19 protein-coding genes and 1 tRNA gene are annotated in these 19,591 nt (G+C 43.3%); 9 read left to right on the top strand and 11 right to left on the bottom strand.

Annotation, left to right across the window (positions count from 1 at the left end; genetic code table 11):
* Positions 1-1,899: CARDB domain-containing protein (locus tag JUI58_RS27105; RefSeq protein ID WP_204105336.1), on the bottom strand; the 1,899-nt coding region annotated here is incomplete at its 3' end.
* 227 nt (positions 1,900-2,126) lie between these two features.
* Here JUI58_RS27105 and JUI58_RS18745 point away from each other — a divergent pair.
* Together JUI58_RS18745 and JUI58_RS18750 are read left to right on the top strand one after the other, a co-directional pair.
* Positions 2,127-3,446 carry an NB-ARC domain-containing protein gene (locus tag JUI58_RS18745; protein WP_204105337.1) on the top strand — a complete coding sequence of 440 codons (1,320 nt, stop codon included), beginning with the start codon at positions 2,127-2,129 and terminating at the stop codon, positions 3,444-3,446.
* Positions 3,447-3,459: 13 nt separating this feature from the next.
* Positions 3,460-4,440, top strand: a complete 981-nt coding sequence (locus JUI58_RS18750) for a tetratricopeptide repeat protein (RefSeq protein ID WP_204105338.1) — start codon at positions 3,460-3,462, stop codon at positions 4,438-4,440.
* A gap of 11 nt (positions 4,441-4,451) precedes the next feature.
* Here JUI58_RS18750 and JUI58_RS18755 read toward each other — a convergent pair whose 3' ends face one another.
* Complete coding sequence (locus JUI58_RS18755; protein WP_204105339.1) at positions 4,452-5,804, bottom strand: proton extrusion protein PcxA; 1,353 nt, start codon at positions 5,802-5,804, stop codon at positions 4,452-4,454.
* A gap of 134 nt (positions 5,805-5,938) precedes the next feature.
* Between JUI58_RS18755 and JUI58_RS18760 the strand changes: the two genes are divergently transcribed.
* From JUI58_RS18760 to JUI58_RS18770, 3 genes are all read left to right on the top strand, one after another.
* Positions 5,939-8,041 (top strand): recombinase family protein, encoded by a 2,103-nt coding sequence (locus JUI58_RS18760; RefSeq protein WP_204105340.1) that lies wholly within the window; start codon positions 5,939-5,941, stop codon positions 8,039-8,041.
* A 125-nt stretch (positions 8,042-8,166) separates the two neighbouring features.
* Positions 8,167-8,928, top strand: coding sequence for an HAD family hydrolase (locus tag JUI58_RS18765; protein ID WP_204105341.1), 762 nt, complete (start codon positions 8,167-8,169; stop codon positions 8,926-8,928).
* A 19-nt stretch (positions 8,929-8,947) separates the two neighbouring features.
* Complete coding sequence (locus JUI58_RS18770) at positions 8,948-9,766, top strand: TlyA family RNA methyltransferase (RefSeq protein ID WP_204105342.1); 819 nt, start codon at positions 8,948-8,950, stop codon at positions 9,764-9,766.
* A gap of 36 nt (positions 9,767-9,802) precedes the next feature.
* On the opposite strand, the gene JUI58_RS18775 is transcribed toward JUI58_RS18770, so the two are convergent.
* From JUI58_RS18775 to JUI58_RS18800, 6 genes are all read right to left on the bottom strand, one after another.
* A complete protein-coding gene (locus JUI58_RS18775) occupies positions 9,803-10,264 on the bottom strand; it encodes an FHA domain-containing protein (RefSeq protein ID WP_204105343.1) in 462 nt (153 codons plus the stop codon).
* 322 nt (positions 10,265-10,586) lie between these two features.
* On the bottom strand, positions 10,587-10,850 hold the full coding sequence (psaK, locus tag JUI58_RS18780; protein WP_204105344.1) for a photosystem I reaction center subunit PsaK: 264 nt from the start codon (positions 10,848-10,850) through the stop codon (positions 10,587-10,589).
* Between the two features lie 115 nt (positions 10,851-10,965).
* On the bottom strand, positions 10,966-11,205 hold the full coding sequence (locus JUI58_RS18785) for a PIN domain-containing protein (protein WP_204105345.1): 240 nt from the start codon (positions 11,203-11,205) through the stop codon (positions 10,966-10,968).
* Between the two features lie 8 nt (positions 11,206-11,213).
* Positions 11,214-11,441, bottom strand: coding sequence for a hypothetical protein (locus tag JUI58_RS18790; RefSeq protein ID WP_204105346.1), 228 nt, complete (start codon positions 11,439-11,441; stop codon positions 11,214-11,216).
* Positions 11,442-11,761: 320 nt separating this feature from the next.
* A complete protein-coding gene (locus JUI58_RS18795; RefSeq protein WP_204105347.1) occupies positions 11,762-13,330 on the bottom strand; it encodes an NAD(P)H-quinone oxidoreductase subunit N in 1,569 nt (522 codons plus the stop codon).
* Positions 13,331-13,469: 139 nt separating this feature from the next.
* On the bottom strand, positions 13,470-13,997 hold the full coding sequence (locus JUI58_RS18800; RefSeq protein ID WP_204105348.1) for a Spy/CpxP family protein refolding chaperone: 528 nt from the start codon (positions 13,995-13,997) through the stop codon (positions 13,470-13,472).
* A gap of 231 nt (positions 13,998-14,228) precedes the next feature.
* On the opposite strand from JUI58_RS18800, the gene JUI58_RS18805 reads away from it, so the two are divergent.
* Both JUI58_RS18805 and mraY read left to right on the top strand, forming a co-directional pair.
* Entirely contained in the window at positions 14,229-14,468 is a 240-nt protein-coding gene (locus JUI58_RS18805; RefSeq protein ID WP_204105349.1) for a DUF3134 domain-containing protein, read from the top strand.
* Between the two features lie 35 nt (positions 14,469-14,503).
* Positions 14,504-15,601 carry a phospho-N-acetylmuramoyl-pentapeptide-transferase gene (gene mraY / locus JUI58_RS18810; RefSeq protein WP_204105350.1) on the top strand — a complete coding sequence of 366 codons (1,098 nt, stop codon included), beginning with the start codon at positions 14,504-14,506 and terminating at the stop codon, positions 15,599-15,601.
* A gap of 15 nt (positions 15,602-15,616) precedes the next feature.
* Here the strand turns inward: mraY and JUI58_RS18815 are convergent, their stop codons facing one another.
* The gene (locus tag JUI58_RS18815; RefSeq protein WP_204105351.1) at positions 15,617-16,396 is read right to left on the bottom strand and encodes a DNA cytosine methyltransferase; all 780 of its coding nucleotides are present in this window, start codon (positions 16,394-16,396) and stop codon (positions 15,617-15,619) included.
* A 456-nt stretch (positions 16,397-16,852) separates the two neighbouring features.
* Between JUI58_RS18815 and JUI58_RS18820 the strand changes: the two genes are divergently transcribed.
* On the top strand, positions 16,853-18,418 hold the full coding sequence (locus JUI58_RS18820) for a peptidylprolyl isomerase (protein ID WP_204105352.1): 1,566 nt from the start codon (positions 16,853-16,855) through the stop codon (positions 18,416-18,418).
* 110 nt (positions 18,419-18,528) lie between these two features.
* Here the strand turns inward: JUI58_RS18820 and JUI58_RS18825 are convergent.
* Positions 18,529-18,601, bottom strand: a tRNA-Val gene (locus JUI58_RS18825).
* Between the two features lie 48 nt (positions 18,602-18,649).
* Between JUI58_RS18825 and JUI58_RS18830 the strand changes: the two genes are divergently transcribed.
* Entirely contained in the window at positions 18,650-19,228 is a 579-nt protein-coding gene (locus JUI58_RS18830) for a metal-binding protein (RefSeq protein WP_204105353.1), read from the top strand.
* Here the strand turns inward: JUI58_RS18830 and JUI58_RS18835 are convergent.
* The gene (locus JUI58_RS18835; protein ID WP_204105364.1) at positions 19,225-19,422 is read right to left on the bottom strand and encodes a hypothetical protein; all 198 of its coding nucleotides are present in this window, start codon (positions 19,420-19,422) and stop codon (positions 19,225-19,227) included. The two genes, JUI58_RS18830 and JUI58_RS18835, sit on opposite strands and share 4 nt — an antisense overlap.
* Positions 19,423-19,591: the final 169 nt, after the last annotated feature.

Genomic DNA, 19,591 nt, shown 5'->3' on the forward strand with positions numbered 1-19,591 from the left:
AGCGAGACTCCCCACATAATCATTGCCTAAAAACTTGTCTCCAGAATCGAGATTTGTATCATCGGACAAGTAATATTTCAAGTAACTATAGCCGGCTGTAGCATCACCAATATTTTTAACATAACTGGTGAGTTTAATGGTATCCCCGGCTTTTGCCAAACTCGGTGTTGATTGATTTTGGACGATTAAATCTGGTTGGGGATTGGTGATTTTAATCTCTTTGTAAGCAACGTTATTAAACTCGTTACTTTCCGAAACCCAGTTATAAGCATCGGCTTGGAAGAAGAGATATTTAGTTCCTGACAGTCCCTTATCGAGTTGTACGGTAAAGTCTTCATAACTCGCACTTCCTGACGCTAAACCTCCGACATAATTCAGTCCCAAATATTTATCCCCAGAATCAAGAATGGCATCATCTGAAAGATAGTATTTTAGATAACTCGAGCCGGCTGTAGCATTACCAATATTTTTGACATAACTGGTGAGTTTAATGGTATCCCCAGCTTTTGCCAAACTCGGTGTTGATTGATTTTGAACGATTAAATCGGTATAAGCAGGCGTTCCTTCAAAACGAAAGCCGTTAAATAAACTTACTCCAGTGATTCCTTGTAAAGTGGCAACAAGATCGTTGGTTTTACTCACGCGAATTTCCGTGTTTGCTCCAATTTGCCATAAACGATAGCCATAAGCATTGCTACTGTTACTTGTATCATAAGATAACTTTTGCAATGAAATGGTATCTCCTTCGTAAGGATTAAAATCTAAAATCGTGGCATAATCAGAGTGGCCATTCTTTGTGTAATAGGTTTGATTGGCGGTTCCCAGAATGAACTTATCGCCCCCAGAACCTCCAGATAAAGTATCTTTTTCATAAGATTGGAAACCATATCCATCTAAGGTATCATTCCCTGCACCTCCGATGAGGTTATCATTGCCACGATCGCCATAAATATCATCCGACCCATTACCTCCTAAGATCGTGTTATTTTGAGAGTTTCCAATTAAGAGATCATTGCCTGAACTACCGATAACATTCTCTACATTGCGAACGGTTTCCTTGCGAGTCGAATTTCCCGGAAAACTGACATTATTAGAGATCGATCGCAAGTCTAAATTAATACCACCATCGTAGAAACTATAAGTTACGGTATCGGTGCCGGTACCGCCATCAATATAGTCGAACCCATATCCCCCATCTAAGGTATCGTTACCACCATTGCCATAGAGACTATCATCACCGTCATATCCAAAAATCGAGTCGCTTGAATTCGTTCCGTAGAGGCTATTATTGCCAGAATTGCCAATAATTGTAGCTTGTTCTACAGCAATTATTTCACCATTGAAAAGAATTTCACCGCGATCGCTTTCGGTTCTCAACCGCGTTAACTCTTCCTCAGCAATATTACCTCCAGACTGTAGGAAAACACTCAATAATTCTCCTTCATCTCCTACCGTATCGCCACCGGGATTAAATTCCTTATCTAAAGCATGACCGTATTCTTCAATTAAAACCCCCGTAAGTGCATCCGATCGCAGCAAAGATTGTCCTAAATAAATCTCATTGCGTTCACTAGAATAAGCCCCCATCGCACCTTTCATCCCAGCGTCATCCACTACTAGCATATCGGGCATATCGGTGAAATTACCCGCAGACCAAGCCTCTAAGCGAGACTGTACGGCTGCGCGATCGCTAATATCATAAATGAAATCTAATTGTTCAAACCCATGAGTCGAACTTGCAAATTGTTGCAACCGATCTTGGACATTATGCAAAGCCATGTTGAGGATACGGCGATCTTGCGCTACAGCCGGAATCATTGTATTGGGGGGTTCTAAGCCAAGCTGACTGGGGGAAATAGCCCCTAAAACCGAAGTCTCGTCTAAAAAAGATGCGTCCATGATCAGTTTCCTTACTACCTATTTCTTTCTCTGGAGAATTGGAGGATTTTTATGCAGTCTCCAGCGCGAATCATAAAAAAATCTCAGGTCTGCTTTTCAGAATGACGCAAATCGATTCTCCCAAAAGACCACCAGTAAGGGTCAGTTTTGGCCAGATTGCTGGAAATATTTAAAAATCCAGGCAGAGAATAATGTAAAATAAAGCGAGTCTAAGCCGAGTCACTACTATGTCATCTGTTAAAGCATCTACCGAAGGACTGGAAATTGTCGATCGCGCTAGAAAGATGAGAAAATGGGACAAATATGCCTCGATTTGGTGCGAACAAGCGCAGGTTTCTCAAACTACCCTGAAGCGATTTTGGCAGAGACAAACCCCCATCCGACGCGATAATTTTGAAGCGATTTGTCAGGCGATCGCCTTAGACTGGCAAGATGTAGCAGCACCGGAATACCTTCCCACTTCAGAGCCAAAAAATCTCCCTAAACTCAACTACATCCCCGATAAACGCTGTCGTAAAGTCTGGGGACGCGATCTCCTCATCCAAGAAGTGCTTAATGCTCTCACAGACCCTCAAGAACTTTCTATTCTCTCTTTAAGTGGCCCTGGGGGATATGGTAAAACTGAAGCAGCACGACAAATTGCCCGAGCCACTCTAAAACGACATCTTTTTGCTAATGTGCTTTGGGTGACAGCCAGACAAACAGAATTAGTGGGCGATCGCATCAGTGCAGAAACAGACTCGGATATTTTGGACTCACGACAATTTCTCCATCAACTTGCTATTCAACTTAATTGTTCCAGCGATCGCGTCAGACAGCATCTCCGCGAAGAAAAATATTTAATTATCCTCGATAATGCCGAAACTGCCGATGTAGATAGTATTCTCGCTAAACTGACTAAAATATTAAATCCCAGTCGCGCCCTCCTCACCAGTCGCCTGCAAACTAATCCTCCTTATGTGAAATTATTACCAATCCAAGGACTTGAAGAGCATTGGTGTTGCGAACTTTTGCGAGACGAAGCCAACTATCAAAATATTCCTGCACTACTTGAAGCCGATCGCGAACAACTTCACACGATTTACGAACTGTCTTGTGGTGCCCCTTTAGCCTTACATTTTATCGTCGGTAGAGTCCTTCACGATCGCACTCTTGACCCCGTTTTAGAGGAACTTAAACAAGCTAAAGGACGAGTAGAAACTTTTTATAAATTTTGCCTGAATACAGCATGGCAGCAAATTAACCCATCGGCTCGGAATATTTTACGCTATATGGGACAAATGGATGCAGGAATTTTAGGAGAAGAAATCTCTCAAGTGGGGAAAGTGGAGGAAACAAATTTACCTTCAGCTTTGACAGAATTGCGCCGTTGGTACTTACTAGAAAATCAGAAAGATTGTTTGGGAAATTGGCGCTATAGTCTTCATCCTTGGGTGAGAAATAGTATTCGCAGTAACTTAGTCGATCGCTGGCAACCTTCCTTAGAAGATATTGAAAATATTGCCAAATATAAATTTAATATCGATCTCGATGGCGACATTATCTAAATTCTTAAAATCTATGAATACCAATATTACTATCCTGGAAGAACGCAAAAATATTTATAGCATTTTGAAACAATGCGAAAGACTATGTTTGTCTGAGAGAGAAAAAGGCGATCGCCAAACCTCAGCAGCAGAGGATCGCGCCTTGCAACTCCTTTATGAAATCTGGGAAAAAGTTAGCACCGACTTATGGGAACGAGGATACTGGAACGATTATTTTCTCTGCGGTAATATTGTCCTAAAATGTGCGAAAACCCTGCAAAATTTGGCGATTACAGCACAATTATTAGCAGAAATGGGCTGGATTTCAATGGAATGGAAATATTACAAAACCTCTCAAGCCTACTTTCAGGAAGGAATCGAAAAATACCAAAAAATTAATAATACAAGAGAGCAAAGTAAACTCATTCGCTATTTAGGAGTATTGCATTATTCTCAAGGAAAATTATCAGAAGCTCTTGCCTATTATCAGCGATCGCAGGAAATAGTTCAAGCCCATAAACATTTATTTGAGACGGATGTAAAATGGGCATTACAAGAAGCAGAATTACACGATTGTATGGGGGAAATCTATTTAAAATTTAATAATTGGAAAAAAAGTCAGCAAGAACTTTCCCTCTCTCTGGAAAAATATCGCCTTATTTCGCAAAAATATCCGCAATATCGCTATTACCAAGCCGATCCTCTTATGAACTTAGGACTTTGGCATTTTCTCAAAGGAGAAGGAGAACAAGCTAAAACCTACTATCAACTTTGTTTGCAACTTTGTCAAGAAATTAGCCGTACCGATGCAATGGCGAAAGTTTTATTAGAAATGGCAAAATTGGCGGAAGTAGAAGGGGATATTCAGGAGGCGATCGCCTTTGCCGATCGCGCTGAAACCATTGCCAAAAGAGAACATTTAAGTATCCGCGATCGCGCTGCTTGTTTGCGAGAAAGACTGCAAAATGATGAATTCCAAGGTGACTGGGCGATCGCAAAAATTAAAATTCTCTAATATTTTTAAAACTATTCATTCATAGTTTTATAAGTCGCAACAGCAGAAGGAGAAATGCGGTTTAAATAACGGAAGATCCAATACTTTAAAACCGTATCGAGAATGACTGGAAATGTGGCAATAAAGAGAAAGTCAAAGTCGTGACTTTCTGGCAAACCAAAATGGCGCGTGATTCCCGATAAAATAACTTCCCAACCGTGAGGAGAGTGGAACCCTACAAACATATCGGTAAAAAGAATAATTAAGAATGCTTTGGCTGAATCGCTTAACCCATAGACTAATTCATCAATAAAACCTTTAAGTATTTTAACTTCCTCCTGACTGATAAAAATCACCCAACCAAAAGCAATGACGGAAGCGAGATCGGCAAAAATATTGGCAACGGCATCGGCACCGCGATCGCGATATTTATCTGCTAATTCTTCAACTTTTAAATTTAATTCTTCTTCAATTTCTTCTTGATTTAATTCTGTTGATAGTTTTAAAAATCGGCTAAATTTTAAGGTTCGTTCATAGTCTTCTAACTCTTCAAAAGCCTCATCTTGCAAATCTTTATTCAGAAAAATAACCTCATTTTGTTGGTTAAAAAAATTATGGGCGATCGCCGGCTTAAAAATAAATGTTTTTGTTAATTGATGGGTTAATAATGGTATAATTACCAACAGTAATAAAAACTTAATTGCCAGAGAAGTACGATTGCGATCTTGACGAAATTTATCGACAACTTCTTCTTCGGATTCTTCTGCATTCGGTCCAATTTCCCGTTTTATTCGGTTTAATGTGTTTAAAATCGATCGCGGAACAACCCCCCTTTTATTAACTGCACTTTCTAGATTGGTTTTGTTATTATCAATATCGATAGATTCAATTAGATTTTGACTAGCAAATTTTTTCTTAGTTAAACTACGAGAATCTGATTTTTGCGGAGAGAGTTGTTTCATCTCCTTAGCTGCAACTAAAGAAACAGATAATTTCTCCGGTGACAATCGTTGAGTGGCTTCATATTTAGAAATAACTTTATCAATAAAATCGAGTTTTTCAAGAATAATTGAGGAACGTTCTACTGAAGTCAAATCGGTATAGGATAGGCTGGATTCATCGGGATCGTTAAGCCAGTCTCGGGTTGCATTAAATTCAGCCAAACGGATCTTTGCTTTTTTTAAATATTTTTTGACCTCCGTTTCAAATAACGCCAAAACGCGATCGCTGCGATCGCAAGTTTCCGCACAAACCTTTTGCCCTTGAAAATGGTCGTTTTCCACCGCTTCAATTTTCAATGCTGCACGATAGGCTTCATCAAGAGCGCGTTCTGGAGTACCATAGTACCATCGCTTAGAATTGCGGATGATATTTTTAAATTTCATGACGGTTCAATTTCTCTTCTTCAAGAGGATAGACAAGACCAAGCAAAAGGTGTACGTGGTATCGTAGCAAATCACGAGTAACGAGTAATGAGTAATGAGTAACAAGTCGTAATTCCCTATTCCCAACAAAAATAATGTCTCTTTGGATCATCGGTACAACTCGCAGTGGCAAAACAACTCGCCTCGTTCAAGAATTTAAGCAGTGGTTGCGAGAAAAACACTCTCCCCTGTTACCCAAAGAGAAATTGCAACCCATTACCCCTGCCATTCTCATTTTCGCCGCCAACGATAATAACCGTCGTACTTTAGCCGATCGCCTTGCGGGGGAAGTCGCTGGGAGTTATCCCCTTATCGCCAAAACTCCCCTCGGTTTTATTGCCGATGAAGTCACCTTATTTTGGCCGCTACTCTTCCAACGCTTAAACCTAAAAGCACAGTTTCCCTTGCAGTTGCGTCCCGAAACCGAACAAGAATTGGCCACCCAACTCTGGCGATCGGCGTTAGATCGGGAAAATCTGCAAACCGTTGGCACAACTGAATATAAATTCATTCGCCAAACCTTAGATTTATTGCAACTCGCGGGGGCTAGTGGTATTCCTTGCGAAGATATTCCCGAACTGTTAAAACTGGGATATACAGAACCCGAATGGGAAAAATTACCTCAAACCAGCGAATTACGGGGAAAATTATTATTACAGTGGCGACAGTGGTGCTTAGAACGAGGACTGTTGAGTTATGGCATTATTTATGAACTCTACTGGCGCTATTTATTGGGCGATCGCATTTACCAAAAACACTTGCGCCGCAGATTTCAGGCTGTTTTTGCTGACGATACCGACGATTATCCTGCCATTGCCAAAGATTTATTTACTTTTTTCCTCGATGAAGGCATCTTTGCTGCTTTCACCTATAACCCCAATGGTAAATCGAGATTGGGACTCAATGCCGACCCCAATTATCTCTCTCAACTCGGCGATCGCTGCGACACGATAGAAGAATTAAAGCAGCCTTCGGGACTCTCGGAAGAACTGGCAGATATTGCGATTCAATTGGCGATCGAACCCGTCATCCTCCCCAGTTTGCCCCCATCGGTGTCCCTCCTTCAAGCCATTTCTCGGGCCACCTTATTGCGTCAAACCGCCGAATTTATTATCGATACCATCCAACAAAAACAGATTGAACCCCGAGAAATTGCCATTATCGCCCCTGGTTTAGACGCGATCGCCCGCTACACCCTGATCGAAATCCTCACTCAACGAGGCATCGAAATTGAACCCCTCAACGAACAGCGACCCCTCATTAGTTCCCCCCTCGTCCGCGCCCTCCTCACCCTCCTCCCCCTCGTTTACGAGGGCTTAGGACGTTTGCTAGATCGGGAGGCCGTAGGGGAAATGCTAGTTATCTTAAGTCGGCGTTGGGAAGATAAAGAAGAAGACAGGGACGGACGTTTTATTGCCGATATCGATCCCGTTCGGGCGGGAATTCTCGCCGATCGCTGCTACTATCTCCATATCGACCATCCCCACCTCAGACCTGGGGAAACCTATCCGCGTTGGGATCGCCTCGGACATCGCGCCATGACCGCTTATGAGGGCATTCGCCATTGGATCGAAAAAGCAAAAGCCAGCCAACAAACCCCTCGCGCCCTTTTAGATCGCGCCATGAAAGACTTTTTGTGGAATGGTAGCAATTTAACCTATCCCCAGTTGGCCGCCCTGCGAGAATTAATGGAAACCGCCAGACATTTTTGGGAAACCGATCGCCGACTGCGCCAAAACGAACCCCAAGGGCGATCGCAAACCGATACCATTGCCCAATTCATCCAACTCCTGCGCCGAGGTACCATTACCGCCAATGCCCGTCCTGTCAGACCTTGGGGGGCGATCGAACCCAACGCCATTACCCTTGCCACCATCTTTCAATACCGATCGCTGCATCGTTCCCATTCCTGGCATTTTTGGCTAGATGTAGGCTCAAATCTGTGGCAATTGGGAGGTTCTAGCAATTTATTTGCTTCTCCTCTCTTTCTCAAAGATTGGTCAGGGTTTCCTTGGATGCCAGAAGATAATATAGAGATGGATAAAGAACGCTTAGAACGAGTTTTGCGGGATTTATTGGCACGGGTAGACAAAAAACTCTATCTTTGTCACAGCGACCTCGCTGTGGATGGAACAGAACAAACCGGACCGCTTTTATCTTTGGTTCATGCGGCTTTACCTCTGGCGATCGAGGGTTAACTCTCACTCTCTATTTTGAGGTTTTTGGGGGATTTTTGGCGGAAAATTCGCGATCGCCCGTTGGGAGTCTGGAGGGAGATGATGAGAGGATGAGTAATGATTGCACTTTCCACCACTATTGACTCATGTTAACTCCTTTGGTTGATGCTCAATTTTTTCGCGAGATTCGCTTCCTTGCGACGGATATGGATGGAACTTTGACTCAAGGGGAAAAGTTCACTCCAGCTTTATTTCAGGCTTTAGAGAGTCTGGCCGAGGCTAAGATAGAAGTTTTGGTGACGACGGGGCGATCGGCGGGATGGGTGCATGGGGTCAAACATTATTTTCCTATCGTGGGGGCGATCGCGGAAAATGGAGGAGTTTTCTATGCCCATGATTCCGATATCCCCCAAATGTTGACTCCAATTACAGATATCTCTCAACATCGTCAGAAACTGGCGGCCATGTTTGACCAACTCAAAGAACAATTTCCCCAACTTCAAGAAGCGGAAGATAATCGCTTTCGCCTGACTGACTGGACTTTTAGCGTTGCAGGATTAGGCGATCGCGATCTGCAAACCCTAGCTAGTTTTTGCCAGCAAGAAGGCTGGGGTTTTACTTACAGTACGGTGCAATGTCACATCAAACCCCTCGATCAAGATAAAGCAACCGGGTTAAAGGTAGTTCTCCATCGCCATTTCCCTCAAATAACCCCACAACAACTCGTTACCATTGGCGATAGTCCTAATGATGAATCTCTTTTCGATCGCGATCGCTTTCCCCATTCCGTCGGTGTCGCCAATGTTCTCCCCTACCGAGATATCCTAACTCATTGCCCCACCTACATCACAACCCTGCCAGAATGTGCAGGATTTTGCGAATTAGTCTCTTTGTTGGTTAAAAAATAACAAGAAGGAAATTAAAATTTTGGCCAAGCAAAGATTAGATATATTACTGGTAGAACGCCATCTCTGCGAGTCGAGACAGCTTGCACAGCGACTGATTCGGGCAGGTGAAGTGAAGGTGAACGATCGCCTCGTTGACAAACCTGGCACAGAAGTGAATATAGAAGCGGAAATTCAAGTTAAGGAAAAACCCCGCTACGTCTCCCGAGGGGGTGAAAAGCTCGAAAAAGCCCTGAAGGAGTTCAAAATCCCAGTAGAGGGGCGTTTATGCCTCGATGGGGGCATTTCTACTGGGGGGTTCACCGATTGTTTATTACAAGCAGGGGCAAAATTAGTTTACGGCGTGGATGTGGGTTACGGCCAAGCAGCGTGGAAATTGCGCCAGTGCGATCGCGTCCTTCTCAAGGAAAGAACAAATATCCGCTATCTCCAACCGGAAGCGTTATATGGTGAAAATCCTCGCGCTAATTTGGGTGTTGTGGATGTTTCCTTTATTTCCTTAACCAAAATTCTCGCCTCTTTCTGGAATTTACTCGCTGCGCCGAAAGAAGCGATTTTACTGGTCAAACCGCAGTTTGAGGTGGGGAAAGATCGAGTTGGCAAAAAAGGAGTTGTCCGTAACCCTAAAGACCAAGCTGAAGCGATTTTTCGAGTCCTGCAAACTGCCCAAAAACTAGGCTGGCGCGATCGCGGTTTAACGCGATCGCCCCTTACTGGACCTGCGGGAAACATTGAATATCTTCTCTGGTTAAGTAGCGAAGGGGACTCTCTCAACCTCGATCTAAAGACAATTCAACAGGAAACCGAAACCGCGATCGACCACTTCAACACTATCCGATAATCAACAGATAACTATTCCCTATTCCCTATTGCCTGTTTAAGTAATCAGCGTATCCTTAGACTTATCTTCCCCTTCCAATGGGGGTAAACGGCGCTTAGAACCGCGTTTGAGTTTCTCATCCATGTCCGCATCTTCAATGCGAATTTGGATTTGTGGTCCCGAACTTGCTAAACGAACAATCATACCATCACTGACAGCAATTTTCGTAATCCGCTTACCATCAATATAGGTTCCATTTGCCCCCAAATTGACCACTTCCCAACTTGACGAACTACTGGGTCGAACTTCAACATGATGGCGGGAGACTACAGCACTGTAGAGAATAACTTCATTATCTGTAGATCGCCCGATCCGAATCACCAAATTGGGTTCAAAAGTCCAGCTTTGAACCGGTACAGCTTGCAAGGGATGCAGCAGAGTGAGGACGATGGCCGAAGTTGAATGATTCGAGTCCAGATTTGGATTAACTTGTAACTCTTCAGATGTTCCGGAGTTCATAGAAGTGGGTTAGGTAGCAAAACTTAACTTTACACTCAAAGTATACTCTGCCTCTTGTTTGGCGTAGAATTACTATTTATTTTACAGGTTAGGGATGAGGATGACCAGATAGCCATGTTCAAATTTTGTGACTCAATCCCAGCAAAGCCAGTATTTTTCAGATTAGCATTCGCTAGAACGGTTAAGGAGTACAAAGTGTAGCCTAATTATCCAACACTTCAGCAAATTTCTACTGAATGTCCATTCCCCTCACCCCTGAAATAGAGAGAGGGGATGGAGAAATCAGGAGAGAAGATATTAATCTCCTCATCCTTTTTGATTTTTACAGTACCCCTGCATTGCTTAATCCCAAGATCATGCCGGCACCGAGAATATGACCGAAACTCATAGTGGCAAGGAGTTCGGGAAGCCCAAAACCTTTCCATAGTGCAGGTTTTACGATGGGAAGATCGGGACCTTGCCCCGAATTTTGAATCGCAAAACGACCGATCGCGATCGCAAAAAGGTTACAGAAGATCATAACGATAGCGACGCTGAAATTCCATTCGATGGTTATGGGAACGGCGGCCAATAGAGTGAAATCCATGTTTTTTAAGTCCTTGTTCGTAACAAGAAGTATTAACAAAAATCTTCAGAATTATAAAGATTTCTTAGTGGGAAAGGGGATTTTGTTGCAATAGTTAATATTTACTTAAATTTTCTTAGCGAATTTGCGTATTAATTAAATGTAACGCTGCTGCAAGCTCTTCCTCTCCTGTTGCTTGGCTTAAGTTTCCGCGATCGATAATTTTAGCCATTCGTTTTTTTAATTCATATTCTGCTTCATTCTTAACTTGTTCGGCAATATGGAGTTCCAAATGTACCGAACTAATCAAACTTCGTCCCCGCTTGCGTAATAATTCAGAAACTAGGATATTAGTGTCAACAACCAATCTTATCATTAGTTTACTCAATCTGATGTTAATACACGAACTAGAGTTTCTTCATCCATTCCTGTTTCTCTCATTACCTTTTCAGTGGCTTGTTCCATTCGTTCCCAGGCTGCATCTATTTCTGCTTGAGAACGAATAACTGGATAAAAATATCCTAATAATTGACCGTTACTTTCTACTCGTAATGCTTCTTTTTCTTCCGAAATAACAATCTGTTCTAACTCATTAACTTGGACTATTTTCATTATTCTCATTCTCCACAAAACTCGATAATTTATTCTACTATAAACAATCGCGAAAAACAAAAAAATAATCAAATCTCTTTTAGTAAGTGCTGCGGAAGTTCGTTGAAATATCCCAGAGTGACAAAACAGGGATATATAGCGCGTAGCGCTAGGCAAGAGGCAATGGGTAACAGGCAATAGTAGGTTGTAACTGGGTTGTATAATTTAGGGATGTCCTAATGTGTGTAGTGCTATACTGACTGTTGCACCGCAAGAACCAGATTATAAAAAAACTAGGGAGAAAATCCCCAGTTTTTAATAGACAAACCAATGGTATTGACCTAGTTCAGGAAAACTGTATCCTCAACCGGTAATTCTGTCACTTCTTCAACGACAGGTAACATTGAAGCCTGTAACATTGGCGTTGTTAAGATCGCCTCATTGGCCAAATTAAACAAAGGATTCGACAAAATTCCTCCCAAACAAGTTGCAATCAGAGAGAAGACAATTCCCACTTGTAGAGGACGCATTCCCGACACATTCCAGCGAATAGCAGGGTAATTTTTCACGACTTCTGACATCTCGTGAGGTTCTTTGACCACCATCATTTTTACGACACGAATGTAGTAGTAAATGGAAACAACACTGGTCACTAAACCCAACAAAACTAAACCATATAATCCCGCTTGCCAACCTGCCCAGAAGAGGTAAATCTTACCAAAGAAACCGACTAAAGGTGGAATTCCTCCCAAGGAGAGAAGACAAATACTTAATACCAGCGTAATCAAAGGATCTTTTTGATATAACCCTGCATAATCGCTGATTTGATCCGAACCTGTTCGCAATGTAAACAGGATAACGCAAGCAAATGCGCCTAAGTTCATAAACAGGTAAACAAACAGATAGAAAATCATGCTGGAATATCCTGCATCCGTCCCCGCGATCGCGCCGATAATCACAAATCCAGCTTGAGCAATGGAAGAATAAGCTAACATCCGTTTCATGCTGGTTTGCGCTAAAGCAACAACATTTCCCAGGATCATACTGAGGATAGCAAGGGCGGCAAAAATGAAATGCCATTCCGAAGAAACCGAATCAAATACCGTCACTAATAAACGCAGTGCAAGGGCAAATCCTGCCGCTTTTGAACCCACAGAAAGAAAAGCAACAACGGGAGTGGGAGAACCTTCATAAACATCGGGAGTCCATTGGTGAAACGGAACCGCCGAAATTTTAAAAGCAATCCCCGCGATCGCGAATACTAAAGCGATCGCCAGTGCTAAAGAACCTTCGCTACTCGTTGCTAAAGCCGCCGCGATCGCATCTAAATGGTTTTCTCCTCCCGATAATCCGTAGAGTAAAGAAATCCCATAGAGGAAAATAGCAGAACTAGCCGCCCCGATCAGCAAATACTTTAACGCCGCTTCATTAGAACGGGGATCTTGTTTGGTGTAACCCGTCATTAAATAAGACGAAATACTCAACATCTCGAGGGAGATAAAAATCATTGCTAGTTCATTTGCCCCCGAGAGGAACATTCCCCCCAAAGTCGCCGTGAGGAGAATCGCCATAAACTCCGCCAGAGAAGTCCCCGACTGTTCCACATAGGAAATAGACATGGAAATAGTCACCAAGGCCGAAAGGGCAATAATTCCGCGAAAAACAATGCTTAAATTATCGCCATTAAAACTATCTAAAAAGGCAAAAGGCGTAGCAGAGTCCCAGAGGAAAACGAGGGAGACGATCGCCGCCAAAAGTCCCGCGATCGCCGCATAAGGCAACCAGCGAGAGGCATTGCGTCCGAGAATGAGGTCCCCCACCAAAACCACCATTAGGGTTATCAGTACCAGTCCTTCGGGCAGAATCGCCCCAGCATGAAGCTGAGAGGCGACAGTACTAGAAAAGTCCATAAAATTCAATATTGGCTCGACACAAACAGCAACCGATTACCAGTCACCTGTTAGATTCTACCCCGTCTCTCGTCCCAAACAGCGAGGGAGCTATTAAGCTCCCTCCCTAACCATTCACACAACCCCGATTTCTGCCAATCTAGGAGCGATCGCCGCCCCCACGACGACCTCCGCGATCGGGTTTCATTTCCGCTAATTGGGCGCGTTGTTCTGGGGTAAGCACTTGGCGAATTTGCAACATGGTATCAAAACGGCGATCGCCCATCTGTTGGTGTAAATTCTGTACCCGTTGATGTTGTTGGCGTAATTCACCATCCGAGGCATTACTGGCCATTAAAGACTGCATTTGTTCCCGAGCATTTTCCATTTGTTCCCGAAGTTGTTCGGAATTGGCTTTTGCTTGTTCGCGAATGGTTTGAATTTCCTGTTTTTGATCGGCGCTAAGGTTGAGTTGTTCAAACATTCGCATTCCGCGATCGCCTCGTTCGCCTGGTTCGCCTCGTTCTGGGCGATTACCGCGTTCTGGGCGACCATTAGGGGCTTCTTGGGCGATCGCCGGAGATTCAAATTGAGCGTGAAGTGCATCTGCACCCATTAAAACAGCAGCACCGCCAAGGGTGAAAACTAAAGGAGAAACAGCGAGAAGAACAAATTTTTGGAGTTTCATAATCTTGATGATCTCGAACATAATTTTGTTGATGCTTCCATCCTAAAAAATATCCTTGTCTTTTACCTCGATCTCAGGACTCGAGTTGGCTATGACTCAAGGGCGAAATTTCTCCGTGACTTTTGACCCGAGGGGAAAGCGCGATCGCCAAGGAGCGTTCAATTAAGCATTTTGTTGACGCTCCAGTGTACACTCGGTATGTTCGTTATTAACGTTTTTTCGAGTATTACTATGAGAAATCCCGCTCTGCGTCAAGAACCTCGCTTTGAACCGGCGGCAGTTATCCCCCTTAAACAAGAGGATTCCATGTTGACTTGGTTAGAGTCAGAAGGCCGTCTCATTCCAAGAGAAACGCAAAATACAGCTTTAACAGAAGAGGAAGATCCAGAAATGGACACCCTCATGTCCATCGACGATCGCGATGACGATGACGACTTCGGTAAAGATGAACCGGATAATCTCGACGATTAACAATTAAACAAAACTTTTACGGTGGGTGAGGAATTGTGGAAGCAAAATTATTTTTACCAACGGCTTTAAGGAAGCCATCCGGAACAAATTTATTGATTTTATTGATTTGTTTGTTGATGGGATCGGCGTTTATCTTCGATCGCAATTTACAGCAGCTTGGAGAATTCTCTTCATTTCTCCTTCCTCTGCTTATATCGGCGGTTATTAGTGCAGGAATGGGTTTTTGGGTCATCCCAATATTGCGACGGTTAAAGGCGGGACAAGTCATCCAAGAAGACGGACCCCAAAGCCATTTAAAAAAAGCAGGAACTCCGACAATGGGAGGCATCTTTTTTGTACCGATCGCCGTGCTTTTGGGTGTTATTTGGTCGGGTTTTTCTGCTAGTGCGATCGCGGTGGGTGCAATTACTTTATTTTATGGGTTTGTCGGTTGGATCGATGATTGGCAAATTTTACGGCGCAAGTCGAATAAAGGCATTACACCGCGTCAAAAGTTAATTTTGCAATTTATTGGCGCGATCGTATTTTGTGCTTGGGTGTCTCTCACTCAACCCGCCAATTTAACGAATATTGCTTTACCTTTGGGCATCATTTTACCCTTGGGTATTTTCTTTTGGTTTTTAGCTGTTTTTGTGTTTGCAGCAGAAAGTAATGCCACAAATATCACCGATGGAGTGGATGGATTAGCAGGAGGAACCTGCGCGATCGCCTTGCTTGGTTTAGCTGTATTAATTGTTACCGATACGCCAGAATTAGCCATATTTTGCATCTGTTTGAGTGGAGGCTGTTTAGGTTTTGTTTTCCATAATCGCAACCCAGCAAAAGTGTTTATGGGGGATACGGGATCTCTAGCATTAGGTGGCGCATTAGCAGGAGTTGGCATCCTTTCAGGCAATCTTTGGGGCTTATTTATAGTTAGTGGTTTATTTTTTGTTGAGTCTCTTTCCGTATTAGCACAAGTCAGTTATTACAAAGCCACCAAAAACGCGGAAGGAGTTGGCAAGCGCTTGTTTAAAATGGCTCCATTTCACCATCATCTAGAGTTAAGTGGCTGGTCGGAAACACAAATTGTAGGTGCTTTTTACTTGTTTAATTTTGGTCTGGTCGTGTTAGCTTTGATTCTTTCTGTTTAATTCCCCTAATCTTGACTATATCTTTTCTAAAATTGGTAAAGATAATTGAATTGGATCGCCAAATTTAACGATTTCTTTTGGTGTTAATCTATAACTAGACTCTAGATAATTGCGGATACTACCGGCTAAATGAAAAGCAAACAAAGGTGAAACAGCATTACCAATCTGATTAAAACAACTGGTTTCTCCTCCTATAAATTCAAACCAGTCAGGAAAACTTTGTAAACGTGCAGCTTCTCGAATAAATAAACGCCGCCGTCTCCCATCAGGTAGCTTAATTCGGTGCATATCTCCTGTTGCACCGGCGAGATTTCTACAAGTTAATGTTCGTGAAGGTCGATCTAAATGGAGATCGCGAGGACGTTTGCAAGCAGAAGCCTTTTCATATTTAGCAACATATCGATCCATACTTGGCGTGAGAAATTTTGACTCTGAAGGGACATCAAAAACCAATTCTCCTAATGCTTCTCCTGCGGTAATTTGCCGATCGCCAGTTCGAGGAAACTTGAACTTTCCTCGATGACCAACAACAATCAATCGTTCGCGGTTTTGAGGAATGCCAAAGTTTACTGCATTTAATAACTTCCATTCCACAATATAATTTAATTGTCGTAACTCTTGAATAATTTCATCAAAATACCAACGATTGCGATACAATAAACCGCGAACATTTTCAAAGCCTTGTGATTCAAACCCTAAAGATAAACCTCCGCATCCGGCAAATAAATCGATCGCAAGGGGATTTTGATTTTGGGCAGGTTTCAGAATTGAATTTATTTTCTCAATATAGCTCACGACACTGTCCTTAAATAAATTTACTAAAATCAGTTTATCTTCTGTAACAAAGCATACAAACTGAAAATATATCAGTTAGACTTAGTGTAAAGATTAGATTCCTAATCTCGTCACAATTGGAGGGAAAAATGATGAATGCAGAAACTATCCACACCTTGTTAGCGATCGCAGTTATTGCTGGCTCTTGTGCGCTCTTATCGCCGCTCTTGTGTTGGGTCTTGACTCCGCGCTATATTGGGTCTTAATGAACTGATTCGCTTTGCTCAGACTCCCTTGTTTGTGGCAATTCCTCTCCCGCTAACCCTATCGGGTCTAACGGGAGCCCCCTTGCCACATCTTTGATGGGGGAGGGGGATTTGCTGAATATTAACACCCTGGCCAATTACCCATTACCCATTCTCAAATTATGACCTACAATGACCCTAGAACCCCCGAGCCTCCAAACCAATTCTAGCTATGAGTGCAGTTCTACAGGTCGGCGATCGCCAACTCGATTCCGAACAGGTTATCTCTTTACTGACCTCCCCCCAAATTCTTCCCCATCTCCTACGAGAAATTATTATCGACACCGCGATCGCGTCGATAACTTGTACACAGGAAGAATTAGAACAATTTTGTGATAATATTGCCCATAATATTGCCCAACAGTCCCAGAATAGCGGCATTTCCCCACAGCAAATCCTCCGAGTTGCACCGAGGCAACTGAAACTGGAAAAATTTAAAGAGGCTCAATGGGGGGCGCAGGTTGAAGCGGAATTTCTCAGTAATAAGGAACAATACGATCGCGTTCTTTTCTCCATTATTCAAAGTGAAGAATTAGAGGTCATTCAAGAACTGTATTTTCGCCTTCAAGAAGAGGAGGCAGCTTTTGGAGATTTAGCTGGGCAGTATTCTCAAGGTCCTGAAGCCCATAGTAATGGTTTAGTTGGACCGATCGCCCTACACAACTTGCACCCCAAACTCGCTCAAATGCTGCGAATCTCTCAACCAGGACAGATTTCACCCCCGTTTCGGGTGGATAAATGGGTGGCGATCGCACGTTTGGAGCGCTATATTCCGACTAAATTCGATACAACTTTGCGTCAACGCCTTATTGCCAGCCGCTTTGAGGCATGGTTAGAGGCACAAATTGCTCAAGAGTCCAAGTCATTGAATCTGGCTCGAGATATTCAACTCCCAGAACTGCTTCTTTCCTCACAAAGTAAGGACTTGATAACCAAGCCCCTAACTGAAGCCGAGGTAGTTAAAGAGGAAATTAAACTAGAGGAAATTAAAACAGAGGCGATCGAAGTTTCTGACTCCGTTACTTTTGAGGCGATCTCCACCGGATCTGAACCGGAAAACGAACCATCCCAAAATAGCGCCAAAATGCCCCAAAAATGGCACTCTTATAAGCCCTTGGGAATCCGTGAAGCGGCGGTTCTTGCTTTAATTCCCCTTGCTTTAGGAGGATGGTCTATCGCAGCGTTTTTTGGTTTTGGAACTCAAGGCAGCCCTTTCTCCCGGGCAACAGAGACAGGAATCGCCGCCTCGAGTAGGGCGGAAGCCTCGGAGGAGATCCTTGATGTTCCCCAAAAAGAAGCCTTTCGCGTTGCGGTCAATTATGCCATGAGTGCGGCAGATTTGACCCAAACCGCCGCTACCCCGGAAGATTGGGATCGGGTGAGTCAGAATTGGCAGCAGGCGATCGCCTTAATGCGGGTTGTGCCAGTAGATCATGAATATTATACCGTGGCACGAGAGAAAGTTATTGAATATCAAGGTTATCTCGAATATGCCAGTCAACAGGCTCAGAATCCTAATGGGGTATTTCGGGCGGCGGTGAATCAGGCGATCGCGGCGGTAAATTCAACGGAAATCGCCCGTTTTCCCGAGGAGTGGAAACAAGCGGTACAAGATTGGACTCGGGCGATCGAACTCATGGAAAAAGTAAGCGAGGATCATCCCCAATACAAAACTGCACAGGGGAGGGCGATCGAATATCAAACTTATTTGGCTTATGCTCGAGGGAAAGTGAATTAGAAGCGCAGCGCTACTACCTAAAAGCCTTATAGAAAGCCTTATAGAAAGCCTTACAGAAAGCCTTATAGAAAGCCTTATAGAAAGCCTTACAGGGAGAGGGTTTGAGAGAATGGGCGGTACTGGACTCGAACCAGTGACATCCTGCTTGTAAGGCAGGCGCTCTACCAACTGAGCTAACCGCCCGTCACCGTGTATTGTTGATTATAACACATTATTTCCTAAAAAGTAAAAATGCCTTCCGGTCGAATTCACGATCGCATTACTCTCTGGTGTCTGCCCTGGCTAGTTCTTCTCACCTTCTTGTTAACTTGGAGTGGAGAGCTAACCTTGCTTGCTGCGGCGGGTTTCCTCTTTAGCGGTTTGATGTTCGGCCCCGATCTTGATATTTACTCTGTTCAATTTAAACGATGGGGATGGCTGCGTTGGATTTGGATTCCTTATCAAAAAGCCCTAAGTCATCGTTCCCAATTCTCTCACGGTTTATTGATCGGAACGATATTGCGATTATTGTATTTATTGGTCATCGCGAGTTTAATTGGAATCTTGAGCGTTACGATCGCGCAACTGGTTTGGGGATTTCCTTGGAACTGGCAAAATTTTTGGCAAATCTGTCTCCAAAAGGTACAACAATATTCTGGAGAAGCGATCGCCTTATTCATCGGTTTGGAATTGGGATCTATGAGTCATTCTCTTGCAGACTGGACGGGTTCGACTTACAAACGAATCAAACGCAATGGCATAAAAACATTACTCCCCAAATGGAAGGCGAAGAAAAAACGGCGCAAGTCAAGACAGAAAAATAAAAATTAATGTAACTTAACTTGCCCGCGCTGAACGGCTTTTAGTAAGCGATCGATAGTTCTTCGTTCTTCTTCAGTTAGAGATTCATCCATGACGGCAGCCATCAAACCATAGCGATCGGCTAAAGTAAGAACTCCTGTTTTTGCTGTGGAGGCATGGATTTCTGCGACTGCACCAGGAATGAGTTGCAATTGAATGGGCATGGCTTCGATAAACATTTTTTTGTTTTGTTACGTTCTATACTGTTTATCCCGTATTTTTACGGATTGAGATGCGATCGCCTGCTTATAAAATCGGTGAGTGCGATCAGTATAAATTTTGACAGCAATCATCTTTGCAAGCGATCTTTATCAATATCTCAGTATTGTAAAG

This window comes from Spirulina sp. CCY15215 (assembly GCF_016888125.1).
In the GTDB taxonomy this organism is placed as follows: domain Bacteria; phylum Cyanobacteriota; class Cyanobacteriia; order Cyanobacteriales; family Spirulinaceae; genus CCY15215.